Annotated in this window: 27 protein-coding genes; 5 read left to right on the top strand and 22 right to left on the bottom strand. The window is 30.9% G+C overall.

Going from position 1 to position 25,701, the window contains the following annotated elements:
- Window positions 1–17: 17 nt before the first annotated feature.
- Genes HYG84_RS12675 through HYG84_RS12665 form a run of 3 tightly spaced genes read right to left on the bottom strand, consistent with a single transcriptional unit; the run spans window position 18 to window position 3,838 of the window.
- A complete protein-coding gene (locus tag HYG84_RS12675; RefSeq protein ID WP_212377780.1) occupies window positions 18–542 on the bottom strand; it encodes a 4Fe-4S dicluster domain-containing protein in 525 nt (174 codons plus the stop codon).
- Window positions 543–557: 15 nt separating this feature from the next.
- Window positions 558–3,122: a molybdopterin-dependent oxidoreductase gene (locus tag HYG84_RS12670; protein WP_212377778.1), complete on the bottom strand. Its 2,565-nt coding sequence runs from the start codon at window positions 3,120–3,122 to the stop codon at window positions 558–560.
- Window positions 3,119–3,838, bottom strand: coding sequence for a TorD/DmsD family molecular chaperone (locus HYG84_RS12665; RefSeq protein WP_212377776.1), 720 nt, complete (start codon window positions 3,836–3,838; stop codon window positions 3,119–3,121). Before HYG84_RS12665 ends, HYG84_RS12670 begins: the two co-directional genes overlap by 4 nt.
- 271 nt (window positions 3,839–4,109) lie before the next feature.
- On the opposite strand from HYG84_RS12665, the gene HYG84_RS12660 reads away from it, so the two are divergent.
- Both HYG84_RS12660 and HYG84_RS12650 read left to right on the top strand, forming a co-directional pair.
- On the top strand, window positions 4,110–4,268 hold the full coding sequence (locus tag HYG84_RS12660; RefSeq protein WP_212377774.1) for a hypothetical protein: 159 nt from the start codon (window positions 4,110–4,112) through the stop codon (window positions 4,266–4,268).
- Window positions 4,269–4,500: 232 nt separating this feature from the next.
- Window positions 4,501–4,668, top strand: a complete 168-nt coding sequence (locus HYG84_RS12650) for a hypothetical protein (protein ID WP_212377772.1) — start codon at window positions 4,501–4,503, stop codon at window positions 4,666–4,668.
- A 119-nt stretch (window positions 4,669–4,787) separates the two neighbouring features.
- Here HYG84_RS12650 and HYG84_RS12645 read toward each other — a convergent pair whose 3' ends face one another.
- The 4 genes from HYG84_RS12645 to HYG84_RS12630 form a co-directional block, all read right to left on the bottom strand.
- Entirely contained in the window at window positions 4,788–5,381 is a 594-nt protein-coding gene (locus tag HYG84_RS12645; protein ID WP_212377770.1) for a molybdenum cofactor guanylyltransferase, read from the bottom strand.
- A 246-nt stretch (window positions 5,382–5,627) separates the two neighbouring features.
- Window positions 5,628–5,933, bottom strand: a complete 306-nt coding sequence (locus HYG84_RS12640) for a GNAT family N-acetyltransferase (RefSeq protein ID WP_334301100.1) — start codon at window positions 5,931–5,933, stop codon at window positions 5,628–5,630.
- A 436-nt stretch (window positions 5,934–6,369) separates the two neighbouring features.
- Window positions 6,370–6,747 (bottom strand): sigma-70 family RNA polymerase sigma factor, encoded by a 378-nt coding sequence (locus tag HYG84_RS12635; protein ID WP_256442532.1) that lies wholly within the window; start codon window positions 6,745–6,747, stop codon window positions 6,370–6,372.
- 293 nt (window positions 6,748–7,040) lie between these two features.
- Window positions 7,041–7,874, bottom strand: a complete 834-nt coding sequence (locus HYG84_RS12630; protein WP_212377768.1) for a CsxC family protein — start codon at window positions 7,872–7,874, stop codon at window positions 7,041–7,043.
- 552 nt (window positions 7,875–8,426) lie between these two features.
- Between HYG84_RS12630 and HYG84_RS12625 the strand changes: the two genes are divergently transcribed.
- Window positions 8,427–8,939: an acetylglutamate kinase gene (locus HYG84_RS12625; RefSeq protein WP_249168612.1), complete on the top strand. Its 513-nt coding sequence runs from the start codon at window positions 8,427–8,429 to the stop codon at window positions 8,937–8,939.
- 498 nt (window positions 8,940–9,437) lie between these two features.
- Here HYG84_RS12625 and HYG84_RS12620 read toward each other — a convergent pair whose 3' ends face one another.
- Window positions 9,438–9,641: a hypothetical protein gene (locus HYG84_RS12620; protein ID WP_212377766.1), complete on the bottom strand. Its 204-nt coding sequence runs from the start codon at window positions 9,639–9,641 to the stop codon at window positions 9,438–9,440.
- A gap of 330 nt (window positions 9,642–9,971) precedes the next feature.
- On the opposite strand from HYG84_RS12620, the gene HYG84_RS12615 reads away from it, so the two are divergent.
- Together HYG84_RS12615 and HYG84_RS12610 are read left to right on the top strand one after the other, a co-directional pair.
- On the top strand, window positions 9,972–10,547 hold the full coding sequence (locus tag HYG84_RS12615) for a DUF4878 domain-containing protein (RefSeq protein ID WP_212377764.1): 576 nt from the start codon (window positions 9,972–9,974) through the stop codon (window positions 10,545–10,547).
- A 91-nt stretch (window positions 10,548–10,638) separates the two neighbouring features.
- Window positions 10,639–12,297, top strand: coding sequence for a recombinase family protein (locus HYG84_RS12610; RefSeq protein ID WP_212377762.1), 1,659 nt, complete (start codon window positions 10,639–10,641; stop codon window positions 12,295–12,297).
- Window positions 12,298–12,305: 8 nt separating this feature from the next.
- Here HYG84_RS12610 and HYG84_RS12605 read toward each other — a convergent pair whose 3' ends face one another.
- From HYG84_RS12605 to HYG84_RS12540, 14 genes are all read right to left on the bottom strand, one after another.
- Window positions 12,306–12,662 (bottom strand): sigma-70 family RNA polymerase sigma factor, encoded by a 357-nt coding sequence (locus HYG84_RS12605; RefSeq protein WP_212377759.1) that lies wholly within the window; start codon window positions 12,660–12,662, stop codon window positions 12,306–12,308.
- A 231-nt stretch (window positions 12,663–12,893) separates the two neighbouring features.
- Entirely contained in the window at window positions 12,894–14,579 is a 1,686-nt protein-coding gene (locus HYG84_RS12600; protein WP_212377757.1) for a peptidoglycan D,D-transpeptidase FtsI family protein, read from the bottom strand.
- Between the two features lie 79 nt (window positions 14,580–14,658).
- Complete coding sequence (gene udk / locus HYG84_RS12595) at window positions 14,659–15,318, bottom strand: uridine kinase (protein WP_212377755.1); 660 nt, start codon at window positions 15,316–15,318, stop codon at window positions 14,659–14,661.
- Window positions 15,319–16,557, bottom strand: a complete 1,239-nt coding sequence (locus HYG84_RS12590; RefSeq protein WP_212377753.1) for a peptidase U32 family protein — start codon at window positions 16,555–16,557, stop codon at window positions 15,319–15,321. It abuts the gene before it with no gap.
- Window positions 16,558–16,577: 20 nt separating this feature from the next.
- Window positions 16,578–17,222: an O-methyltransferase gene (locus HYG84_RS12585; RefSeq protein WP_212377751.1), complete on the bottom strand. Its 645-nt coding sequence runs from the start codon at window positions 17,220–17,222 to the stop codon at window positions 16,578–16,580.
- 347 nt (window positions 17,223–17,569) lie between these two features.
- Window positions 17,570–18,166, bottom strand: a complete 597-nt coding sequence (locus HYG84_RS12580) for a lysine exporter LysO family protein (protein WP_212377749.1) — start codon at window positions 18,164–18,166, stop codon at window positions 17,570–17,572.
- Window positions 18,156–18,458 carry a DUF340 domain-containing protein gene (locus tag HYG84_RS12575; RefSeq protein ID WP_212377747.1) on the bottom strand — a complete coding sequence of 101 codons (303 nt, stop codon included), beginning with the start codon at window positions 18,456–18,458 and terminating at the stop codon, window positions 18,156–18,158. Before HYG84_RS12575 ends, HYG84_RS12580 begins: the two co-directional genes overlap by 11 nt.
- A gap of 108 nt (window positions 18,459–18,566) precedes the next feature.
- Window positions 18,567–20,231, bottom strand: coding sequence for a ribonuclease J (locus HYG84_RS12570; RefSeq protein WP_305829048.1), 1,665 nt, complete (start codon window positions 20,229–20,231; stop codon window positions 18,567–18,569).
- Between the two features lie 466 nt (window positions 20,232–20,697).
- Window positions 20,698–21,132 carry a Fur family transcriptional regulator gene (locus HYG84_RS12565; protein WP_212382261.1) on the bottom strand — a complete coding sequence of 145 codons (435 nt, stop codon included), beginning with the start codon at window positions 21,130–21,132 and terminating at the stop codon, window positions 20,698–20,700.
- A gap of 280 nt (window positions 21,133–21,412) precedes the next feature.
- Window positions 21,413–21,733 (bottom strand): DUF1292 domain-containing protein, encoded by a 321-nt coding sequence (locus tag HYG84_RS12560; protein WP_330655458.1) that lies wholly within the window; start codon window positions 21,731–21,733, stop codon window positions 21,413–21,415.
- A 25-nt stretch (window positions 21,734–21,758) separates the two neighbouring features.
- Window positions 21,759–22,178 carry a Holliday junction resolvase RuvX gene (gene ruvX / locus HYG84_RS12555; protein ID WP_212377743.1) on the bottom strand — a complete coding sequence of 140 codons (420 nt, stop codon included), beginning with the start codon at window positions 22,176–22,178 and terminating at the stop codon, window positions 21,759–21,761.
- Between the two features lie 14 nt (window positions 22,179–22,192).
- Window positions 22,193–23,152, bottom strand: a complete 960-nt coding sequence (locus tag HYG84_RS12550; protein WP_330655457.1) for an aldo/keto reductase — start codon at window positions 23,150–23,152, stop codon at window positions 22,193–22,195.
- Between the two features lie 39 nt (window positions 23,153–23,191).
- On the bottom strand, window positions 23,192–25,363 hold the full coding sequence (locus tag HYG84_RS12545; RefSeq protein WP_212377741.1) for a hypothetical protein: 2,172 nt from the start codon (window positions 25,361–25,363) through the stop codon (window positions 23,192–23,194).
- Between the two features lie 11 nt (window positions 25,364–25,374).
- A complete protein-coding gene (locus tag HYG84_RS12540; protein ID WP_212377739.1) occupies window positions 25,375–25,632 on the bottom strand; it encodes an IreB family regulatory phosphoprotein in 258 nt (85 codons plus the stop codon).
- Window positions 25,633–25,701: the final 69 nt, after the last annotated feature.

Below are 25,701 nucleotides of genomic sequence, written 5' to 3'. Positions count from 1 at the left end.
TCTATTAACTTGTTTTTTTATTCCTCTATTAAAAATGATGGATTTGTGCCACCCATATTTTCAAAGGGCTTAGCATTTTTGTATTCTTTTTCAAGTTTATCTATATCTCCAAAATGCAAAGTTCTAGTTAAACAGCCTGCTACGCAGGATGGTTCTTCGCCTTTTTTAACAAGTTGATAACATCCATTGCATTTTCCTATTTTTCCTTTTGCTTCTATATATTTAATTGATCCATATGGACAGGCATTTTCACAAGCTCTGCATCCTATGCAAGTTTTTTCATCGTGTAAAACTAATCCTGTTTCTTCATCCTTAACTAAAGCATGTACTGGGCATACTGGTACACAAGCAGGACTTTCGCAGTGATTACAAGATATAGAAATATAATAGAATTTTGGATTTGGATATTTTCCATTTTCTATATATTCGACACATCTAAAGTCTGTTCCTACCTCTAGACTATTAATATCCTTACAGGCTACTTGACATACTTTACAGCCTATGCAATTATTTTTATTGTAGTAAAATCCTTTTTGACCCATGATTTAATCCTCCTTCTATAAGACTTCTCTTGTTGGCCATTCATGGTCTTTTAATAGATCATAATCTACTTTTTCAACCTTAACATTACATGAATTCCATCCCATATGACCTTGTCCCGTTGGAATTCCACCGTTTAGAATATTGGTATTACCACCGATATCTACTCCTAATTTTTCATCCATTTCAATCCAAGCACCTTGCCCTAGCGTAATAACACCTGGTTTCATTCTTTCTGTAAATATTACAGGTCTAATTACTGCTCCGTGTTTACTTTCTACTTTTACAATATCTCCTTCTTTAAGGCCTAATGTATTTCCATCCTCTGGGTTCATTATTAACTCGTGTGGGAACGCTTCCCTTAGCCAACCAACATTATCAAATACTGAGTGGGATCTTCTCTGATGATGAATAGTGTAAAGCTGTAGTGGGTATTCGCCCTTAACTTTATTTTCCCAATTTGAGTAAGTATCCTCATACCCTTCTATAGGTCTAGTGTATTTTGGTATTGGACTCATTTCTGTAAATCCAACATCTCTTACTCTATTTGCAATTCTTTCACAGTATATTTCAAGCTTGCCAGTATCTGTATCTAAAGCATTATTCACTGGGTCATCTATGAAATCTTTTAAATGTATATAAGTGAAATTGTCTCCTGGAGTTCTCTTAACTTGATATGCTCCATCTTCTTCAAATTTTTTATAAGGTATTCTTCCTTCTTGTGGCTCTCCTTCTACTCCTAAAGCATCAATGTCTTTTTTAGTGATTTCCACTAAATTTTCCCATGTCTTGCCATCTTCTTTCATAACCTTAGCTCCAGCTGTCTGGTTAAATATTTGTTGCTTTAATGGAATTGGTTCTATTTCCTCTTTTGGATCAATTCCTAATCTTTTAGCTATTTCACAGGCTATCCACATATCATCTTTAGCTTCATATAGTGGTTCTACTACTTGTCTTGCGTAGAATATAGCCTCTTGGTTTTGTTTGTAATATCCGTATCTTTCCCATTGAGTAGTAATAGGAAGTACTATATCTGAATACTTAGCATTAGTATTTAGAGTATAATGATTAGATACAACAAATTCTACAGCTCTATGGGCTTCAATTCCTTTAGTTGCTCCACACAGTTGGTTAAGTCTTGACGCTCCTCCATGATAAATCATTTCTATATTACAATCATTAATTTCATCTTTTCTTGCTACATATTTCTTAGTTAGTATTGCCTCCCAAATCTCACTATTGTTAATTGTTACCTTTGATGGATTAGGAATGCTTGGCAATCCACTAGGTCCTATGGTAATTAACTCTGGTCCACCATTTCCTGCTACAAAGTGACAACTAATTCCTGTCATCTTTCCTGGTGCTCCAAAGTTTCCTGTCATAAATCCTAAAGTCATAAAAGCTTGTGGCCAAGAATCATAATTATTCACTCTTGCTGGTGCCCACCCAGTTATTAAAGCTGCCTTTTCAGCAGTAGCATATTCACGAGCAAATTCTCTAATTACCTCTGGCTTAACACCACAAATTTCATAAGCCCACTCAGGAGTCTTAGGAGTTCCATCGTATTTACCTAAAACATAATCTTTAAAGTTTTCTTCGTTTTCTTTGCCTTCTGGCATAGTTTCTTTGTCAAAGCCAACAGTATATTTTTTTAAGAAGTTCCAGTCAATTAGTGGATTGTCTTTTCTGTCTTCATCTAGTAGAGTATACGCAACTGCCAAGGCAAAGGCATGATCTGTTGCTGGTCTAATTGGTATCCATTGATCTGCCAAAACTCTAGCACTATCATTGTAAAAAGGATCTATAAAAATAAATTTAGCTCCAGCATTTTTGGCTTGAATATAATTATAAATTCCATTATTTCCACTACTCCAAGCTGGATTTGCTCCCCACATAACTATTAAGTCACTATTTCTCATGTCAAATCTATCATTGATTGGTCTAACAGACCAACCATCACCTACACCCATATCTGGTCCTGTATGAAACCAAGTTCCCCATGAAGTACTTCCCCATGCAGTAACAGTTCCTCCATAAAGATTAAGCGTTCTTTCAATTTCACTACCCCAAGAAAGTATTGAATCTGGACCATGAGTTTCTTTGATTCTCTTTATTTCTCCAGCTACTATATCCAATGCTTCATCCCAAGAGATTCTCTCCCACTCATCCATACCTCTTAATTCTTTCTTTCCACCACCTGGTTCCCAGTTTTTTCTCTTCATAGGGTATTTAATTCTATCTGCTGAGAAAACTTGTTTTCTTTGAGATCTACCTCTTGCACAAGCTCTTTGTTGTGGAAAATCTGGAGTGTCCTCATTTATATCATCTGTTTTTTGCTTTAATACCACTCCATCAACTACATATGCCTTATTTAAACATCTACCTCCACAATTATGCCAACAAGCAGCTGTTATCCATTCTCCTTCTTTTTCTATTATTTCTGTAGAAGTTTCTTTACTAACTTCTTCCAATTCATTTTTACAGCCTAATAGGCCTAATCCCAAGGATGTAATAGCAGTAAGTTTTAAAAAAGTCCTTCTTTTAAATTTAGTTTTTAATGAATCTTTTGATAAAACTTTCATTCTTTCCCCTCCCAATATAATTTAAGTTTTCTTATGGTAGAGATATTCTCCTCTAGTGATTTATGGTCTTCTTTTATAAATCCCATTAAAATGTCTGATATAAATATAAAATAATCGGTCTCTGCACTTTCTTTTATTTTCTTTGCAAATTCAAAGATCCATTTTTCTAAATGTTCCTCTAAAAAGTTTTTTTGATCTACTAATATCTCTAAAATATTTTCTACTTCCTTATTTGCCTCTATTGACTCTATGGCTTTAACGGATAATTTAGACATGAAGTCTAATTCTAAAGCTATATGATCATCTGCTTCATGAGGATAATTACTTCCAACAAAATTGTACTTTAGATATGACCTTCTAACTTGTAGAGTTTCTTCTTGAAATAGAAGTTTATCTTTATTTACATAAGAAGATTCCCAAGGTGGTGCTGGTAAACTATCTGGACCTATGAACATCCTAGTATAATCCCATCTTAATTTGCTAATTACATTCTCATTATCTAAATCAATATCTTCCAGGGATTTTTTTAGTCCATCCAAGCCTTCCTTAATCTTCTCATTATATCCAGAATAGGGAAAATCGCTAATATGACCTTCTTTTAAGAGACCTTGTAAATAAGCTTTTTCAGGCTCTACACAAAATAAATTTTTTAAGAAAGTATACCCATATGCTCTGTCGGCTATAGTATATACTAAATCATCGAGCTTGTTCTCCACTTTTATCAACTCCTTTGTTTGGACTTTCACAAATTTAAAAAGTAAGTTAAATTTTACCAGTATGTTTTATTTACGACAAACAATACTTTTTAATAAATAATAAGATCTATTCTAAACATTTTAAATTGTTCTCTATATTCAGAGTGTAGCGTAAATAATAATTCCTATTATTATAGATAAACAACCGAATAATTAAAAAATAATAAATGTATTTCATTTTGATATTTCCAAAAACTAAGGTAAATCTAAATTATAAAAAGGAGATATCAAAATGGGACGAAAACTATTAGAAGTAACAACGCTACACGGATTCACAATAGACGAACTAATTGCTATTGAAGAGAAACATCAAAAGAAATTTTTAAAATCTTTACTTCGTGCCGTGATTATGAGGTATTATATGTTCAAGATGAAATTAAAATCAGAGTAGAATCCAATAACTACCGTAGTTGGAACCCTATCGGGCAACCCCCTATAATAGAAAGGAATGGTGCCCGAAAGGGCGTTAATATCATTGGAGCCACTGAAATTAGTAAAAATTATGATTCTGTTGTGAATATATATTGTTCTGATGAAAGAACTACTTCTGTTGAAATTATTGAGTTTTCAAAAAATATACTAGACGTAAACAAAGATAAGAAGATATTTATAATTTGGGATCTATGTTAAATCCTCAAGAAAATGTGTGGAATAAGCTTAAATCTTTTTTATATGAATATAAAGCAAGACCTTCTATTGATAAGATTAAAGATTTTATTATCGATTACTCTAATCATATGAATTCTAATAAATCCAAATCTCTTGCTGATGGTAGATCTTATTATAAATAATTTAAATTTCGAACTTGTTTATCTATATAATTAGTTAACAAATAACAATTGTTAATTAATTAACTATTGCAATTATACCATCACTATAATCGTTGTACAAGTACTTCTTTCAAAAAAAATTATTTGCCTAAACTACCAAAAATATCTTTAGTGTTTATATTCATAAAACTTTTCAGCTGAGGATCTAGCCTTCTTATTTTCTTTTCATTTACTTTAATTGTTTTGACATCATCGTATAAGTTAATAATCTTATAATTTCCTATATCTATCATATGTTTTATGTTATACAAACATCTTTTATTATATATTGCATGAAGTGGTTCATAATGTCCTTCTAGAAAAGGAACAAGTACATCTTCATTGCCTAATTCACTTAACATATGTTGTACCAAATCCATATTCAAAAATGGCATATCGCAGGCAACAACAAAAACATGATCATTAGATGATTTCAATAAACCAGTATATATCCCTACTAGAGAATTTTTAACCGGTGTCACAATACAATCCTTCTCAAATCGGATATTTTTTAACATAGGGTAGTTTTCAGGGCTATTTGTAACTACAATGATCTCATCAAATAGGTTTTGAAGCTTTTCAACTACTATTTCTATTAGTGACTTAGAGCCTATCTTAAGAAGAGCTTTATTTTGTCCCATTCTAGTACTATTGCCACCTGCTAATACTAATGCTGTTACTTTTTTAGCACCCATATTTATCACCTCGCATTTTATTATGCTATAATCACGAAAATTCTTATTCATATACTTCTAATATAGCTTAGCTTGAAAGATAATTATATTTTCTATCTGATAATAAATCAACAATAACTTGGCTGCCATATTTTTATTAAAAAATCTATACAGAGCTATGAGCTTTGTATAGATTTTTCTTTCATTTAAGGCTTTATTTAATTTTTCTGCGGACCTAGGGGCAAGTCCCTCCTCCCATTATATTTTCTATCTTTTATGACCTTTCCACTGACTAGCTACCATACCATAAACAATATGATTTACATAATGGTCATAAAGCCATTCTGTTTCTCTTAAAGTCCCCTCTTTAGTAAATCCTAATCTTTCAGGAATAGCTCTACTCTTGTAATTATTTTCAGCACATCTGATCTCTACTCTATTTAGATTTAATTCTGTAAATATATACTCTACCAATGCCTTAGTTACTTTTGTCATTATCCCTTTACCTTGGTGCCCTTCACCTAGCCAGTAACCTATACTCGTTGATTTGTTTGTAGAGTCCATACTATGCAGGCCTATTATCCCAGCTAGATCTCCCCTATACCATATGCCTGCTTGAAATCCGTTATTTGATACAATTTGCCTTTATAATTTAATTCATCCCATAACAAAAGCACTTGCATAGGTAAGTGCTCTTTCTGTTTATATTTAAAATTGTAAAATTATATGATATATTCATATTTGAAAGCATAATATATGCTACTATCAGAAAAATCATCTACAATTTTTAATTTTTCTAATGACTTATTATATAATTCTTCCATATCTAACTCTAAAATATAACTATTAAGAATGTATTCTGATATATTTTAGATAAAATTTTCACAAATAAATCTTTTTCTGTTCTTAAGTTAGTAGTTGTTATTATAATATATATTTGTTATGAAATCACATATAAATTGTTCTATATTTTATGTTAAAAACAAAAATTAAAGGCCATCTTTGACCTTTAATTATTTCCATTCAATGCTTTGTTTAACTTTTTTATTGCTCTTTTTTCAATTCTAGAAACATAGGATCTTGAAATACCTAGCATCTTGGCAATTTCACGTTGCGTTTTAGACCCACCATTGCATATTCCATATCTGAGTTCTATCACTACCCGTTCTCTTGACTTTAATACACTAGCCATCTTAGAATATAGCTTTTTAATTTGCATTTTTAGTTCTACCTCATCTACTACTTCATCTGGGTCGGTTCCTAATATATCAATTAACGATATTTCATTGCCCTCTTTATCTACTCCAATAGGATCTTGTAGCGATACTTCAGTTTTAATTTTCTTGTTCGATCTAATGGTCATCAATATTTCATTTGCTATACTCACATTACGGAAACATATTACTATACTCAAACTATGGATATATTAAAAAGTATATCAAATTTATCAACCGTTGGTGGTAAAATAAAATTATACCTTAATTCGTTTTTATTATAAGTATTATATGGATCATAATAGGAAAAAGTTTTATTTTTTGTTTTTTAATATATTTTCAACAAATCATTCACACATTTTTATACGCAACATAGTATGGAAGTACAATATATTTTTATCTAGTGTTCTTTTCTATATAATAATAGAATAGGGCATGTAGTTTTACATACCCTATTAGTAAAATATTATTCTTGCTCTGTCAGGCACTCTCTACTAGTTCGACCAATTGCAACCTGTCTGTTTTGTAAAATTTTAAGTGTAATAGCTATAACCATTTTTTCTTCAATTTTTGTGAATAGTTTTTCTCCTACAGGTAGATCTGTATGTTTCGGACGTTCACGATGTAAAAACTCATCAAATTCAACAATTTTAGCACTTATTAATTCACAAAATGTTAGTTCATTGAAAAACTCTGTGCTGATTTGATTAAATTCTGATAGATCTCCTGATAATAGTCTATCTTTTTCAGCAAAATCATTTGATAATTCTTTTGATGTAAAAAATTCAAACTCATTTGATGTATTAGTAATAAGAGGTGCTGGACGTGTACCATTAAATTTAACAACAGTTGTACATTCAAATGGAACATCTACTGTGCAATGGCGAATATCTCCACACATTCCGTGATGATGTGAGCATTCTTTTGTAGCAAATTCAATGTTTTTACGAACAAATCCTTTAATAAATAAAATGTCGGTATCTTGTATAAGCATACATTGAACTATTTTTACCTTTTTCTTAATCCTTTTAATTTCAATAGCCGGCTCAGGCAGATCAATTTTTGCATTAACATTGAACCGAACTGTTAACTCAGCTAAAACTACTGGTATTTTCGCTACAACACCTGCTGTAATTGGGTTTAATCTTACTGGATTATTTTCACAATCTCCTAGAGTTTCAGCTTTAACTTCAACGCAAGATGTCTTACTTTCAGGTTTTTTGTGTACCACAGCATTTTCAAATTTATTATTATGACACTCTACATCTCTTTTATTTATGAAAACTTCTCTATTATCCAATTTTATTTCCTCCTATCAGTCTTTTATGATGTCTACAATCTCATTGTCCTTTTGCCTAGTACATAATATTCTATAATTGTATTTTGGTGAATTTTATTTAAAATTTTTTGAAATCAAAATATAGATGGTCTAGTTAAACGAGATAAATTGATTCTAATTAAGGTTTTCTCTAATAATGGATTATTCTTCAAATCTGATGTTTTAGAAAGGCTCAACCCTAATGATGATTAATTTAGTACTCATTTTCTTTTTCTTTTTTTACTTAGTACTACATTGATGTAATTTAATGGCCAGTGACTTATGTAACCTTAATACCAATTCTATTAATTACTCTTTAGTTAGTTTTCCAAATTTATCACCTTTTCAAATATAAAGGTAGTTAGAATAGCATTTTTTTATTTACATAATCATACAGTAATATATAGAAATTACGAAAGTGGTGATTAAATATGTGCCAATATCCAACAAAAACATTTCCTTATACAATTCAGCCATATGACACATTATGGATATTAGCTCAAAGATACCATACTACCATTTATGCAATTGCGTATGCTTTGGGTACAACACGTTGTTTGGACCAGGCTGGCCATTGTTAGTATTGTTTTTGATTTACCAGATGTAGACTTTGTGATTAATCGTCTTCTCAGAAATCCTAAAGACTTTGAGTCAGCTCTAAAGCCTTTTTATGGAGATAAAATCGCCTCCCAATTTGCCGATTTACTTACAAGTCATCTTGTCATCGCTGCGCAACTTGTCAAAGAAGCTAAGGCAGGTAATACAGAAGCAGTAGCTGAGACTGAAAAAAGATGGTATGCAAACGCAGATGAAATTGCCGCTTTCCTTGGTAGTATCAACCCATATTGGTCTGAGGAAGACTGGAGAACAATGCTATATGAACACTTGGCACTGACTAAATCTGAAGCTGTTTATATGCTTACAAAAAGGTATGAAGATAGCATTACAGTATACGACAAGATTGAAAAACAAGCTTTACAAATGGCTGATGTGATGGCAAAAGGTATAGTTAAACAATTCCTAAATAATTGTACAGAGCAGTTTTAAAACTCTCTTAAGGAAAAAGACTCTATAAAAAAACACTATAGAGTCTTTCCTTTTAATACTGTTTGCAAGTATATACTATAATAATTGTTTTTTTGATAATAGCCATTGCTAAACAATTTATTGCGTATTTCATAATTTTATCTAGTTTTGAGTAATAAAAAAATCCCCACCGAGTAAGTCCCGGTGAGGTTAAATAAAGGGGATGAAACATTTTCTTTCTAAGCTATCAATCTCTATAATGTCATTATACTAAGCTTAATTTACATTTCAGTTACTTTTTGATGTCTTTTTGATTACTTTTTATGCAATCTTACTGTAAATTTGGTTTATATGTATATAAAATAAATAATATTATCCAACATAAAAGCCCTAGTATGTTCCACACCTAATAGAATTTTTTCACAGTCTCTAATGGGAGAACTATCTAGCTTTTCTTACACCTTAACATGTAAATTTTACCTTGTCTGTAGGTTGGTTGAACCTTCTTCTCATGGTAACTTAAATCTTCTTTGATTTTTTATGTATTTCTTCAACTACCTCTTTAGCAAATTCTACTTTGTTTTCGTGGCTTATTGGCAACTCACTAATTTTTTTAGATATAATCTCCATCCAAAATTCAGCACACTTTTTACTAAAATACTCTCTATCTTCTTTTGTCTCTAGTCCTTTTACTGTTATGCTTATAGCAGGCTCCTTCGCCATTTTGCCACCCCCCTTAATAATAAATCTTATGTTTTATGCATTTTGTCCTATTCAAAAATTAAGCTATAATTAACTCTGAAAATTTCAAATGAAAATGTACCAAGTATATTAATACTAATTTTAAAGAAATCAATATAGCTTAGTTAGATTCTGTTTAGTATCTTTCTTCATTTCATTTAAGACCTTATGGCCTTCTTCATTTATAATATAAACATTTTTTCTTTCGACAAAGTTTGATGTTTTTTTCAATAGAGTCCATATATAATGTAGCTAGTATTAATATACTAAAATTTAGCAGAACATTTTAAATCGAAAGGAATGTATTTTTTTATGAAGAAATTTTTATCTGCATTACTTATTATTGCGTTAGTTTTTAGTATGACTGCTTGTGCAAAATCAGACCCAAAAGCTAGTGTTAGTGGATATTTAGATGCATTAAAATCTGGCAATATAGAAGGAATGAATAAATATATAAAGTCTGATTCCGAAGACCAAGTAAAAGAGGTATTCAATAATGAAAATAAAATGAATGAGGAAGCATTTTTAAAGGCATATAGTAAACTGAATTATAAGATATTAAGTTCAGAAGTAAATGGAGATACTGCTACAGTAGAAACTGAAATAAATGGCCCTAACTTAGGTAAAATTATGACTGAACTAATTCAAGAAGCATTACCTTTAGCCTTTGCAGCTGCATTTAAGGAAGATAAATCCGAAGATAATATAGATGATTTAATGAATACAATGCTTTTGGATAAAGTGAATAGTGATGATATGCCTATGGTAAAGAAAACAGTTAAAATAGATTTAGTTAAAGAAAATAACAACTGGATAATAAATCCTAGTGACGATTTTACTAACGCTATAACTGGTAATTTAGCTGATATGTCAAAACTGTTTGAATAAATCTTTATTATATGTTTTTTATATGAGAAGCCCATTAAAGGGCTTTTTGTTTTTATAAAATACTTTATAATATATCTAAGGGGTGAATTTAATGAAAGTAGCAATTTATTCAAGAAAATCAAAATTTACTGGTAAAGGTGATAGTATAGAAAATCAGATACAGCTATGTAAAAACTATGCTACTACTCACTTTGGTATAAAAGATGATGATTTTTATATTTATGAAGATGAAGGTTTTTCTGGAGGAAATACTGATAGACCTCAATTTCAGCTACTTATGAAAGATGCTAAAAAGAAAAAGTTTGATATTCTTATTTGCTACAGACTGGACCGTATTAGTAGGAGTGTTATGGACTTTTCTAACACCTTTGAAACATTAGAAAGTAATGGAGTAGGTTTTGTGTCTATTAAAGAACAATTTGATACTTCTACACCTATGGGTAAAGCTATGCTATATATATCTTCTGTGTTTGCACAATTAGAACGTGAAACTGCTGCTGAACGTATAAGGGATAATATGCTTCAACTAGCTAAGACCGGAAGATGGCTTGGTGGAATAACTCCTACAGGATATTCTTCTAAACAAATTATTTATACGGACCCTTCCGGAAAGGAGAGAAAAATGTTTAAACTATCTACTGTTGATAATGAATTAGAAATAGTTAGATTGATATTCGATAAATATTTAGAATTTAAATCTTTAACAAAAGTTGAACAATACCTAATTATGAATAATATTAAAAGTAAAAATGACGTTGATTTTACCAGGTACTCTATCAGATCTATTCTTGCTAATCCTGTTTATGCAGTAGCAGATAAGGCTATGTATGATTACATAATAGATAATGGATATGAAGTTTACTCTCACGAAAGTGAATTTACCGGCAAACATGGAATAATGGCGTATAATAAAACTAACCAAGATAGTAAAAGTTCTATTAGGTTTAGAGACGTGTCAGAGTGGATAGTAGCCATTGGAGCACATAAAGGAATCATTGAAAGTACTACCTGGATTAAAGCACAAAATCTATTGTATAAGAATAAATCTAAGGGATATAGGAGAGTTAAAAATACTAATAGTTTACTATCTGGAGTTCTTTATTGCAACTGTGGAAGTTATATGCGTCCTAAAATGGGAAGAAAAAATAAAGATGGTGAACAAATCTTTTATTATATGTGCGAAATGAAGGAAAAAAGTAAAAGAACTCGTTGTAATATTAAAAATATAAAAGGTAATGAACTTGATCACTTGATTATTGATAGAATTAAAAATTTAGCTATGTCAAATTCAGATGTACAGGATAGTATTGAAAATGATAAAATTAGCCTTCAGACAGCCCAAAATGCTATTGAAAATGAAATATCCATGCTAGAATCTAATATTAAAAATAATGGGCAATCTATAGGCAATCTAGTTAGTTCCCTATCACAAAATCAAAACAGTACAGCTGCAAAATATATTATTGATCAGATTGAAGGATTAGATAAAGAAACTACCCAAATTAAAGATAGACTTCTAAGACTTAAAGAAGTACAAGAAAAAAATCAAGCTAAAGAAAATAGTCTTGATGTTATGAAAGGTATACTCTCGAATTTTAATCATAGTGTTGACTTAATGGATATAGAAGATAAAAGAGCATTCCTTAAAATTATAGTTGATAAAATAATCTGGAATGGTAAAAATGCAGAAATAATTATGTTCGGTAGTATTTCAGAAAAAAAGCAAGTTCCACCATGGGAAACAGAATAATGTTTCCGTTAGGAGTGTATAGCATTTTCAATACACCTTGCAGCATAAGTTGCAAGTCTTGTTCCCTTTGATCTATCAAAGGTAGTAATTCCTTTAATTAATCCAATAGTACCTATAGAAATTAAATCATCCATATCTCGGCCAATATTAGAATACTTCTTTACAATATGGGCCACAAGCCGTAAATTCCTTTCCACTAATATATTTCTAGCTTCTTCATTACCTTGCTCGTATTGTTCTAAATACATTGCTTCTTCTTCTGGTGTTAATGGCTGTGGAAAAGATGTACTGCTAGAAACGTAAGATACTAAAAATAATATTGGCTTTAGTGTAACGGGAAATAAACTTAGTAATATCGGCCACATGTAGATCATCTCCTCCCTTAAAAACCTAAATAGTATGTCACTTTAAATAATATGTTCTGAAGTCTATATATGTGCATGTACTTATATAATTGTATAAGCTATATTATATTTATATTATTTATAATAAGGATGGCATAAACCCTCTATTCTTTAGATAGAGGGTTTATGCCATAGAGAGTTTCAATAAAATCAACTTTGAAATCTTGGTAGGGAGAATTTTGTTCATATTTGCTATTTATACCCTAAATTCATCATTTTTTCTACTATTTTTCTGAAAATCGGAACTGCAACACCACCTCCAGATCTTCCATTTTGTATAAAAATAGTAACCGCATACTTAGGGCTATTTGTTGGATAGTATCCTGTAAACCAAGCATGAACTACTTCTTCTCCATTTTCTACCGATTCTGCCGATCCTGTTTTACCAGCAGTAATGTTAGACAACCCCTCAACCTGACGGCCACTCCCTTCTAGCGTTACTTTTTTCATCCATAGCTTTAGCTTTTTAGCTAATTCTGAATCTAGTACTTGCTGCTCCTTTGCTATATTTGATTTTTTTAAAGTAACATAGTCATTATCAACAATATCTTCCATAATATATAAGAATTTCTTTAATCCATTATTTGCTATCAACTGAGTTAATTGATTGACTTGAAGTGGAGTTGCTAATATTTGTCCCTGGCCAATAGCTATATTTCCATAGGCTGGTCCTAACAAATCATTTCCACTAGGAAGATTCCCTGAATTTTCTTCCATTAAACCTATATCTACTATGTTATTAAAACCCAACTGTTCTGCCATATTAATAATATTTCCTGTCCCTATTTTTTGAGCCAACTGAATAAATACACAGTTACAAGACTCAGCAAATGCTCTATCCATTGTTATTTGTCCATGTCCTCCTTTTTCATAGGATGAACATTTAATCTCTATTTCCCCTACAGCCTCATAACCTAAACATTCAAATATTTCATCTGCATATAGAGGATTCTGCCTTAATGCTTCTATAGCTACTACTATTTTAAATATAGATCCTGGTGGAAATGCCATTTGAATAGCCTTATTATATAATTCATCGCCTTTGCTTTTAAGATGATATGATATGTTGCTAGGATCAAAATTAGGCCTACTTACCATACCTAGTATTTCACCAGTTTGTATGTCTGAAACTATAACTGAACCTGGCATACTACTTTCGTCTATAACTTCTTCAGCTATTCTCTGTATGTGATAATCGATGGTTAACCTAAGATTTTGGCTTTTATTATTGGTACTAGCTACCGCATATCCTTCTCCAGGCAGAAATTTTTTTCGCCCATCTAATGTTGCTATTAAAGACTTACCTGTATTTCCACTGAGCACCCCATCCATCGCTCCTTCAATACCTGACATACCTCTAAGATCTACCTGGTTTATATATCCAATTACATGATTTAAAAATCCATTACTATCGTGGCGCATTCTTTTACTAACAATAAATAATCCCTTAGTATTTATAAATCTTCTATCATTCCAGTTTAGATCATCTTTTACTGAGAACTCTAAAGTATATTTAGAATTTTTTACTTTATTAAATAGTTCTTCATATTCTTTACCTGTAATCTCCTGTAAAAATAAAATGTTACTTGTGTTTGCAACAAAATGTTGAGGAAAAATAATGGCTACCTTTTGCTCTATTCTATCAGTTAAAGGAATAAAGTTTCTATCGAGTATTAATCCCCTACCACTATCAACTGGAATACTAATCTGTCTTTGTTTAATTACTTCTGCATTATAAAAATCATATTTTATCACCTGTATATAAAATAAACGCACAATTAGTCCTATAAAAATACAAAAGGATATGGCTCTGATAAACAATAATCTTTTTATGTTAACCATGCTGCATTCATTTCTTTTACGCTTTATTCTTGACATAGAAATCCCCCCTATACTTTTTTAAATATTATCACCAATCGTATAGGGGGTTATACTTATACTATATTTTATTTAATACCTAGCTATTCTTAACTCTATTTGAATTTAGTTTTTGTTTATTTTCAATAATTGATTTAATTTTAGCTACCATTATATCAATAGCTACTTGATTGTATCCACCCTCTGGAATAATTACATCTGCATATTTTTTATTAGGTTCAACAAATTGCAAATGCGCTGGCCTTACAGTTGTTAAATATTGATCTATTACAGATTCTAACGTTCTCCCACGTTCTCTCATATCTCGCAATATCCTTCTAATAATACGAACATCTGCATCTGTATCTACAAAGATTTTAATATCCAGCATCTTCCTTAACTCTGAGTCATCCAAGATCATAATACCCTCTAAAATAATTATATCCTTAGGATATATTGTTTCTGTTTCTTTTTTTCTTGTATGCTGTTCAAAGTCATAAATAGGCTTTTGAATAGAGTTATTATTTAATAACTCACTTAAGTGTTGTTTCAATAAGGTGGCATCAAAAGCTAGTGGATGGTCATAATTTGTTTTTGTTCTTTCTTCGAAAGTTAAATGACTTTGATCTTTATAATATGAATCTTGTTGAATAATTGCTATATTTTTTTCTGGTAAACTTTGAAAAATAGCCCTAGCAACTGTGCTTTTTCCAGAACCAGTTCCACCAATAATACCAATCAAAATAGGTCTACTACTCATTTACTCATTCTCCCCAGCCTTTATTTCTTTTCGTAAAATATAGTTTTCTGCTACAGGTAGTTCTACTCTAATTTTTATAATCTGTTGTGGATGAGGTGCTACATCAATTGGATTCATATCTTCATCCCACATTTCTGCAATAGTCATAGCTACATCTTCTTTAGGCCCAGTAATTTCAATTTGATCACCTAGGAAGAATCGATTTCTCTGCTCTATTGTTGCAATTTTATTTGTTTCATCATAATCTTTAACAATACCAATAAAACTATAGTCTCTTACATATGATGTATTATCATAATGGTGCTCAGTGTGTCCTGGTTTATTCAAATAAAATCCTGTTGTAAAGTCTCTATGGCTTGCTTTTTTTAGCTCCTCCATCCACTTAGGATTAAACTGCCAGTTATTAGGATTATCATAATAGCTATCTATTGCCGCTCTATATGCCTTAACAACCATAGCTACATAGTAGGTAGTTTTCATTCGACCTTCAATCTTCAAGCTTGTTATACCTGATTCAATTATTTCTGGAATGTATTCAATCATACATAGGTCTTTAGAGTTCATAAAGTATGTTCCCTTTTCATCTTCGATTACTTGTATATATTCTCCTGGTCTTTTTTCTTCAACTAAATTGTATTTCCATCTGCATGGCTGAGCACATTCGCCTCTATTAGCATCACGATTTGCCATATAATTGCTAAGCAGGCATCTACCAGAGTATGACATACACATAGCACCATGAACGAATGCTTCAAGTTCAAGATCTTCTGGTATATTATCTCTAATTTCTTTAATCTCTTTAAAGTTAAGCTCACGAGCTAATACAACTCTACTAGCTCCAAGACTTGCCCAAAATTTTGCAGTCATGTGATTTGTATTATTTGCTTGTGTACTTATATGAACTTCCATGTTAGGAACCGTTTCTTTTACTATGGAAAATGTACCTGGATCTGAAACAATTACGGCATCTACTCCTATTTTATAGATTTGTTCCAAATACTCCGGGAATCCTTCTAAATCTTCGTTATGAGGAATAATATTAGCTGTAACATATACCTTTACTCCCCTTTCATGTGCAAAGCGTACTCCTTCTGTTAAATCTTCATAGCTAAAATTTTTAGCGGCAGCTCTTAGACCAAATATTTGTCCCCCTAAATATACTGCATCTGCTCCATACATAATTGCAACTTTTAATCTCTCTAAATCCCCTGCGGGTGCTAATAATTCTACCTTCTTCATTTTCATTCCTCCTACTATTTCTACTTTTTATAACTAATAGCTAGTCCATCTCCTATAGGTATAATGCTAGTATCTAATTGTGGATGATTGCATATGTATTGTAAATATTCTCGCATTCTATTTACAATTGTTCGTTGTCTACGCACTACTAACTCATCTGTTGCAACCATGCCCTTATATAAAATATTATCTGAAATCAACAAACCACCAGGATTTAATAGATTAATACAATCATTTAAAAAATCCTTATAGTGTCCTTTTGCTCCATCTAAAAAAATTAAATCATACTTGCCTTCTAAACTTTTTAAAATTTCCGTTGCATCGCCCTCTAGCAGATGAATATTATTGGTTTTATTTGCTTTTTTAATATTTTCTCTAGCTAAGCAAATCCTCTTTGCATTTCTTTCAATTGTAGTTATGTGCCCATTATCTCCCATAGCCTCGCAAAATAGTAGAGTGGAATAGGCAATAGCGGTCCCCACTTCTAATACTTTTGTTGCCCTAATAGATTTTGTAATTACTTGCAATAAAACACCTACTTCTTTATGAACTATAGGTACATGGTTTTCATCAGCATATAGCTCCATCTCTCGAAAAAGTCCTTCATTGCTCGGTAAAATTCCTCTAATATATTCCTCTACAAATGGTAATGTTATATTGCTCAAGGTAAACAACTCCTTTATCATAAATTAATACGTGGGTTATACCACGTATCAATTTATCCTTTTCATGCTTTTAATTAAGATAGAAGAATCAAGATATATAAAATTAAAAATAACATATCTAATAATCACTTAATATTATATTATTGTGTGTATACTTTTACAAGAATTATTGTCCATTGCTAATAGTTTTTCACATATCCCTTATTATTAGTCAGCCGAAGCCTTGTATTATATCTCTAAATTTAAAATATTCTATTTGAAATATTAATTTCCGTGGAAATAGTGAAATTTCAACAATAATATCATTATCATGTTATTTTTTATCGAAAATAAGTCTTTAAATAAATTTATTGTAAAATCATAAAAAATGGTACTAAAATTGGTACTAATAACGACAATGATACACCTGTAATAAATGAAATAACAGCTACGTTTCCATCTGTAGCCTTTGAAATAATAGGTAATGTGGTATCCATCGCTGTAGCCCCTGCTGGTGCAATACTTTCTAATTTACCTATATACTTAGCAATTATAGGAATTATAATTATTGCAATAATTTCTCTACAAACATTTGTGATAAATGCCAATGTTCCAAGCTGAGCACTATGTTTTGCTAATTCAATAGCCGATAAACTATACCAACCAAACCCTGCTCCAATTGCTCCTGCCTGGTTAATTGGCATACCTAGTATAGCTCCACCTAACATAGAACCCATAATACTACCTAATGCAACCATTAAAGGAACTAAAAGAACTTTCAAGCCTAATTCCTTTACTTTTTTAGCTATATTTTCTTGTCTTCCTATATCTATACCAACAAAAAACAACAGTATACAAAGTCCTATACTAATAAATGTACTCATATACGTAGCCATATTTACAGGAAAAATAAACAATCCGAATAATATGCCAAAACCAACAGCTAATAATATTTTAACAGTCACTTTTTCCCCTCTTTTCTTCCAAGGTAAGTACCTTTTTGGATATAATCTTAACACCTAAAATACTAAATGCCACTGAAAATACTGCTAAAACTATAGCCTGCATGCCAATTGCAGCAAAAGAGGTAATTACATCTTTATCCATACCTATACTGACACCCATAATAAATAAAAGTAATAAAAGTGAAAGACTTTGAATATAATCTAGTTTTTTCATTATAGAATCTTTTAGTAGCTTTTTGTTGCCTATGTATGCACCTAATCCTAAGATTATTAAATATAAAAATATGTTCATACTATCCCCCCAGTTCTATTATTAATATTATCATACCTAATATTTAACTTCTCACCGGAATAAATAATAAAAACCGCCCTGGAGTAAAATTACCAAGGCGGTTTAGTCTTAAACTTCCATTATTACTGGTAGAATCATTGGTCTACGCTTAGTTTTTTCATATAGAAAATCCTTTAGGCTATCTCTTATAGCACTTTTTAGCGATGACCATTCCCTAATATTTTGCTGTTCACAACTATCTAACACACTTCGAACAACTTTTCTAGCTTCATCCATTAGATCTTCAGATTCTCTTACGTAAACGAAACCTCTTGAAATAATATCTGGTCCTGCTGCAACCTTACCATTTTCTCTAGCAATTGTAACTACTACTACCATTAATCCGTCTTCTGCTAAATGTTTACGATCTCTAAGAACAATATTACCTACATCCCCTACACCCAATCCATCTACTAATACTCTACCTGACTGTATGCTACCACTTATTTTCCCATAGTCCTTACCAAATTCAAAAACAGTACCATTTTGGCCAATAAATATATTCTCTTTAGGCATACCTAGGCTTTCAGCCAACTTTCCATGTTGTCTTAAATGTCTATATTCTCCATGAACTGGTATAAAATATTGTGGCATAGCTAATCTATGCATTAACTTTAACTCTTCTTGACAAGCATGACCTGAAACGTGGACTTCATCTAAACTTTCATAAATAACTTCGGCACCCTTTTCAAATAACTGATTGATTACACGAGTAACTGATTTTTCATTTCCTGGAATTGGACTAGACGAAAAAACAACTAAATCTCCAGGCTGAATATCTAATTTTCTATGTTCAGAACTTGCCATCCTTGATAAAGCAGCCATAGGTTCGCCCTGACTTCCAGTTGTTAAAATAACAATTCTGTTATCGTCATATTGATCCATTTCGTTTATATCAATAATTAATCCTTCTGGCACATTTAAAGCCCCTAGTTCCTGAGCTACTGATATTACATTTACCATGCTTCTACCAGAGATTACTACCCTTCTATTGTATTTATATGCTGAATCTAACACCTGCTGTACTCTATGTACATTCGATGCAAAAGTAGCAACAATAATTCGCTTTCTAGTATTTCTAAAAATATTTTCAAATGTTGATCCTACACTACGTTCCGACAGTGTAGATCCTGGTCTCTCCACATTTGTACTATCAGCCATCATTACTAACACGCCTTTTTTACCTAGTTCTGCTATACGATGTAAGTCAATTAGTTGACCATCAATAGGTGTGTAATCTACTTTAAAATCCCCTGTGTGGAAAATTACACCTAAAGAGGTATGTATAGCTATAGCACAGGAGTCTGGTATACTATGACTAGTACGAATAAACTCTACTTCGAATTCTCCGAGTTTGACGGTTTGACCAGCATCTACTCTTTGTAAATGTACGTTATTAAGCTTATGTTCTTTAATTTTAATTTCTACTAACCCTAATGTAAGCCTTGTACCATATACTGGAACATTTAATTTTTTAAGAATATAAGGTAATGCTCCAATATGGTCTTCATGTCCATGGGTCAATACTATTCCTTTAACCTTATCCTTATTCTTCATTAAATATGTTATATCTGGAATAACAATGTCAATCCCTAACATATCGTCCTCTGGAAAACTTAGTCCACAATCAATAATCAAGATCTCATCTTTATATTCAAATGCGGTCATATTTCTTCCAATTTCACTTAGCCCTCCTAGTGGAATAATTTTAATTTTTGTTGCTTTTCTAGCCACTATTATCTCTCCTTTTGTCATATCGTTTCTCCGTTTGTTGTTTTTATTATTAATACAGTAGTACTAATTACCCGGACTCATTTCGTCTAATATATTTTACCACATATTCCATTTATATAGAAACTATATTATTTAATAAGGATATATCATACTATATATTATTAAATATATATCCAATTTCCTCAAATAAATATAGATTTTATCATATTTAATTAAAATAACTAAAATTTGTTTATCTTATATATATATTTTCCTAAATAACATAAAATTATATTTAAAAAATTCGTCTCATACTATCGCAATATTTTATATCCACATGAAATCTATTTTAAACTTTAAAATACTTAAAATGCTACTAATCGTCTACTTCTTTAAAATTCATCAATAATTAAAAAATTATGCCTTCTTAAACAATAAAAAAATATCTAGTATATATGTAGAAAAGTCTTGCAGAAGTTCTGCAAGACTACTGGCATTTAGAACAGATACCAAAAAATTTAACAGTATGATCCCTAATAGTAAAATGATATTTTTTTTCTATTTCTTCTTCTAAATGCTCTAATAGATCTAGCTCCACTTCTATTACATCATTACAGCTTTGACAAATTAAATGATGATGTTGATGGTCATCTTCATGAGTATTTAGTTCATAACGAATACATCCATCGTCTAAATTTAGCTTTGAAAGAACTGACATCTCATCTAATAGTTGTAAAGTTCGATACACAGTTGCAAGTCCTATTTCAGGACACTTCTCTTTTACAAGATCATAAATCTCCTCGGTATTTAAATGTTTCCCTTGATTTTCAATAATAGTATCTAATGTAGCTCTTCGCTGAGGAGTTAATTTATAACCTTTCTCCTTTAGTCTTTCTTTTAATGAATCAATCAGGTTGTCCATTTTCCCACCTTCATTTCTCAAATAATAATGCTTTTCAAGTAATATTATAGTAAAGGATTCCAAGTTTGTCAATCGTTTAATATCTTTTGATCCTACTAACTGTACATTATTATGTTCATTTGAAGTAATAAATATAACAAAGATTTTCTACCAAAATCTTTTTAAGTCAGATAAGCATGGCTGAAATGTGTTTAAAGTAAAGTTTATATTAGGAAAACATATTCTTTACTATCCATTATATAAAAAGAGATGGACCCTTTAAAGTTCATCTCTTTTTTATTTACATTTCTTCATCCATTAATGTTTCATATGTAGCTACTACATTTTCATATTCTTCATCATCTTCGATAGCAACAAGCGAGAATTCTTCTTCATTATCATATACGATTTTAAAAACATAAGCGTCTTCTTCATCATCTGATCCTACAGGTGCTAAAATCGCATATTCATTATCTTCTACCTCAAGGGTCATTATCACTTCAAAATCTTGCTCTTTTCCATCTTCATCTACTAGTGTTATTATATCGTCTCTTTCTTCCATTGATATATTCTCCTTTCCTATGGCTATCACTACCATAGTTGTATTATATACTAAATCCATATAAAAAAATACTATTTTTATTTTATTATTTACTTAAACTATCTAAGTATCCCTGTAAAATATAAATAGCAGCAATTTTATCTATTACTTCTTTTCGTTTTTTTCTACTAACATCTGCCTCTATTAGTGATCTTTCAGCTGCTACGGTAGTTAAGCGTTCATCCCATGGAACAATTTCTATATTATTAAATCTTTTTCCTAATCGTTCATTAAATTCTAATACCTTTTCTCCTTGAGGTCCAATAGTTCCATTCATGTTTTTAGGTAAGCCTACAACAATTTTATTTACCTCATATTCTTTAATAATCTCCTCAAGTCTTTGAAGATCTTTTTTTATTCCAATTCTACGTATAGTTTCTAATCCTTGTGCAGTCCATCCTAGCAGATCGCTCAAAGCTACTCCTATAGTTTTATCTCCTACATCTAAACCCATTATTCTCGGCATTTTCTACCTCCTAATTAGATAACTTTTATACAAAATTCGGGACAATATTTAGAACAATAGCTACATAGTACACACTTGTTATGATCCACTACAACCTTATCATCAATTATTTGCAAAGCATTATGACTACAAGCCTCTACACATTTACCACATCTTTCACACCAATTAGAAATGCTCAACTTTCTTTCTTTGCTTTTAATTTTATCTAATGATAATTTATTTATTTCCCTTCCCTCGAATATGGATACATTAACATCTATTTCTTCCTTGCTTTGCATTCCAACAGCAATAGAATCAAGCACGGGAAGATCTAACACAAAATCAAAGCATTGCTGAAAATTTCTCAACAAATTACCTCCCCCTAGGGGTTTCATACCATATATTCCTTTTCCTAAATCATGGGCATCTTTAAGTGCTAAAAGCATGTCATCAATGGTACCATCCTGTATGCCTAACCCATTAATATTTACAATAGGGTGTATTACTTCTATCTCTTTATATTTTAGGCTTCCTCTTACTGCCTCGACCGTATGAGTAGATAATCCAACACCTCTAACATATCCTTTTTCTTTCATCTTTAAAAAGTACTCAATAGCTTCATAGTGTCCGCGTATAGTATGTTCACTTTCCTGTTCATGTAGCATAAAGAAATCTACATAATCTGTATCCATTTCATCTAGTGCTTTCTTTAAGCTGCTTTCAGCTGTTTCCTTAGAATAAGCATAAGATTTTGTAGCTACTATAACCTTACTTCTATCCCAATACTTTAAGGCATGTCCTATATGTTTGTAAGTTTCATATAGCTCTGCTGCATCAATAAAATTAATTCCATTTTCAAACCCATATAATAATAAATCTCCACCTTGTTTTGGACTTTGATTTGTCTGCAGTGGACCCATAGTTAAGCTTCCGAAGCAAAGTCTCGAAACTCCAATATTTGTATTTCCTAATTTTCTTTTTTCTATAATAACCACTCCAGTACTAGTAAAAAATTCTAGCCGGCTACGCCGGCTTTAATGACCTAAATCATCAATTATTAAATACAGTATTGTTGATGTTAAAAATATTACGCTTGTAGCTGCTGCTACTACACCAGAATCATTAACCGCAAAGCCAATAATACAAGCAACGATTATCCCACTCCAGCCTATAGCTATTTTAGGATACTTCAATGATATTTGTTTTATAAATCCAATAGGTTTATAAAAAAGTATACCTAAAACAACAATTGCGCTTAAAAGTACCTTACTCCAAATGGTTACACCCATAATTCTTAAATTCATAGAGATTTTTCTAACTATAATTTGATATATTACAATAGGTCCACTTGAAATAATTTGTTTTATTGCTCCTGCTAAATGAGACTGACTTTCTAGGATAAACAAGTCAATTATAGCCATTATACCTACTGCCCCTATTACAGCCAAAGCAATATAAATTAGTTTCTTAATATTAATTTTTTGGTCCAGTAGTCTAATAAATACAAACACAAAAGCAAATACTGCTGTAATTGTACCACCTACATTTGCTCCAAGTCTAGGAAATCCTATAATAATAGTAACAAATCCATAAATTATTATAAGCATGTATTTATTAATTGAATATTTTTCCGATAAAACAGTAGTTAATACTAAAACAGCCCCAATAAGTATACCCATGTATTCATTACCTATTCCATAATATCTTGCACCTATTATAGGATCATAACCTAATAGAGAATTTTTGATTAAATTTTGTCCAGCGATAGTATCAATCAATAGACCACCAACTAACAGAACCATAGAATATAAAATTAAATTTAATGGATTGCCATTAGCTAATAAGTAAATTAAAAATACTATACCTATTGTAATACCTAAAAGTAATAAATATGTGATTGTAATATTTGTTACCCCAAATAAAGGTATTAGTAATAGAGTGAAAGGTGCAACCATATTTCCAACCAATGCTAGAGACATATACTTATACCATCTAGTTGATATACTGTTTCTAAACATTATTAATATTAAAGATAAAAGTGAAGTAATTATTTCATATATAGCAAAGCTATATAAAACCCTATACCTTTGTGTAGATGTATTAACTACTCTTTTGTTTAAATTATTAATATAATTTAAGTTATCCTCATGTTGATATGATATTAATGCTCTCCCCGTCATTTTATCCGAGCTTAAATTAAAATAAGATAAAATTGTTGGTCCAATATCTACATTGCCTATAATTCCATCTCTTCTTGTAGTTGGTGAATATAGAATATGTCCATCATTTCCTCCCTCATGGATAACAACAGGAGTTAATCTTTCTCCCTTACTTGCCGCTGCATTAGACGGATATGGAGTAACAATCATAAGTTTAGTATTTTCTTCATTAAAGTTTTCAACGATGTTAGAAATAAACTCATCTATTTCATTTAATATATTTGTTTTATGGTTTTCATAGGCTTCAGGATATAGATTTTCTTTATATCTTTCTAGCCTTGTAGTATCTCCAGTTTCAATTACTATTAAATTTGAATCTAAATATGCTTTTTCAAATTCTTCTAGTAACAACCCAAAATTAGTTTTAATACCAAAGGGTCTTGTTATATCTTCTTTTATTAGATCGCTACTTACGTTTCCAGAGTCGATAAATCCATTGAAGTCCATAGCTATTAAACCCGCAGATCTAATTTCAGTATCATCAGTATCGCTATTGCCTATTAGCGAAGTCTTATATCCATGTTCTCTTAATACTTGTCCCAACGAGCCGGGTGTGGAACCATACTCACTTCTTTGATTTTGGATAATTAATTTACTAATATCTAAATTAATAATACCTTTTTCAGATACCTCATTCCCAGTACGCCTCTCATAGATTGATTCAGTATCTTTATCTAGATTATAAAATAAAGAGGTATTATGTGAAGCCTCTGATCGTATCCCCCATCCTATAGTAGCATACGACTTAAATTCATTATTTGATCCAGAAGCCTTAGTGTTCATTAGGGCAATAGAACTTTTGTCTATTAATTGTCTTACATAAGGCATTTTCTCTAAATCACTAAAATCAATTCGATTAATTATAACCATTACTACCTTAACATTATCATAGTCATGTATGTTATTTTCTGCTCCATAAGATATTCCTATTACTATTGTCACTACTAAAAGTAATGCTGCAACAAATCGAATTACTCTTATATTCAATTTCAAATCACCTACTTTTTATCTAAATATGTCTTCAATAGCTCTTCTAATAATTCATCTCTTTCTATTTGTCTTATTAAGCTTCTAGCATTATTGTAGCTTGTAATATAAGTAGGATCTCCGGATAAAATATATCCAACAAATTGATTTGTAGGGTTGTACCCCTTTTCTTCTAAGGCTTTATATACAGTTAGAATTATATCCTTTGCCTTTGTTTCCTTTTCTTTATCTAGGTCAAACTTCATAGTAAAATTAAGTTTTTCTGACATAGTTATTCCCCTCTCGTATTAGATTAATATTATTTTACCATATTATACCCTTATATACTAAGGAATATC

The sequence above is a fragment of the Alkaliphilus sp. B6464 genome, from assembly GCF_018141165.1.
Lineage (GTDB): Bacteria > Bacillota > Clostridia > Peptostreptococcales > Natronincolaceae > Alkaliphilus_B.
The sequence above is the reverse complement of the archived record's forward strand: the minus strand, read 5'-3'. Positions and strand labels throughout refer to the sequence as shown.

What these genes read in the sequence shown, in the direction of transcription:
- HYG84_RS12675 (WP_212377780.1), bottom strand. Translation starts at nt 542, where the DNA reads ATGGGTCAAAAAGGATTTTACTACAATAAAAATAATTGCATAGGCTGT.
- HYG84_RS12670 (WP_212377778.1), bottom strand. Translation starts at nt 3,122, where the DNA reads ATGAAAGTTTTATCAAAAGATTCATTAAAAACTAAATTTAAAAGAAGG.
- HYG84_RS12660 (WP_212377774.1), top strand. Translation starts at nt 4,110, where the DNA reads ATGGGACGAAAACTATTAGAAGTAACAACGCTACACGGATTCACAATA.
- HYG84_RS12650 (WP_212377772.1), top strand. Translation starts at nt 4,501, where the DNA reads ATGTTAAATCCTCAAGAAAATGTGTGGAATAAGCTTAAATCTTTTTTA.
- HYG84_RS12645 (WP_212377770.1), bottom strand. Translation starts at nt 5,381, where the DNA reads ATGGGTGCTAAAAAAGTAACAGCATTAGTATTAGCAGGTGGCAATAGT.
- HYG84_RS12625 (WP_249168612.1), top strand. Translation starts at nt 8,427, where the DNA reads ATGCTTTGGGTACAACACGTTGTTTGGACCAGGCTGGCCATTGTTAGT.
- HYG84_RS12620 (WP_212377766.1), bottom strand. Translation starts at nt 9,641, where the DNA reads ATGGCGAAGGAGCCTGCTATAAGCATAACAGTAAAAGGACTAGAGACA.
- HYG84_RS12615 (WP_212377764.1), top strand. Translation starts at nt 9,972, where the DNA reads ATGAAGAAATTTTTATCTGCATTACTTATTATTGCGTTAGTTTTTAGT.
- HYG84_RS12610 (WP_212377762.1), top strand. Translation starts at nt 10,639, where the DNA reads ATGAAAGTAGCAATTTATTCAAGAAAATCAAAATTTACTGGTAAAGGT.
- HYG84_RS12605 (WP_212377759.1), bottom strand. Translation starts at nt 12,662, where the DNA reads ATGTGGCCGATATTACTAAGTTTATTTCCCGTTACACTAAAGCCAATA.
- HYG84_RS12600 (WP_212377757.1), bottom strand. Translation starts at nt 14,579, where the DNA reads ATGTCAAGAATAAAGCGTAAAAGAAATGAATGCAGCATGGTTAACATA.
- udk (WP_212377755.1), bottom strand. Translation starts at nt 15,318, where the DNA reads ATGAGTAGTAGACCTATTTTGATTGGTATTATTGGTGGAACTGGTTCT.
- HYG84_RS12590 (WP_212377753.1), bottom strand. Translation starts at nt 16,557, where the DNA reads ATGAAGAAGGTAGAATTATTAGCACCCGCAGGGGATTTAGAGAGATTA.
- HYG84_RS12575 (WP_212377747.1), bottom strand. Translation starts at nt 18,458, where the DNA reads ATGAACATATTTTTATATTTAATAATCTTAGGATTAGGTGCATACATA.
- HYG84_RS12565 (WP_212382261.1), bottom strand. Translation starts at nt 21,132, where the DNA reads ATGGACAACCTGATTGATTCATTAAAAGAAAGACTAAAGGAGAAAGGT.
- HYG84_RS12560 (WP_330655458.1), bottom strand. Translation starts at nt 21,733, where the DNA reads ATGGATTTAGTATATAATACAACTATGGTAGTGATAGCCATAGGAAAG.
- ruvX (WP_212377743.1), bottom strand. Translation starts at nt 22,178, where the DNA reads ATGCCGAGAATAATGGGTTTAGATGTAGGAGATAAAACTATAGGAGTA.
- HYG84_RS12540 (WP_212377739.1), bottom strand. Translation starts at nt 25,632, where the DNA reads ATGTCAGAAAAACTTAATTTTACTATGAAGTTTGACCTAGATAAAGAA.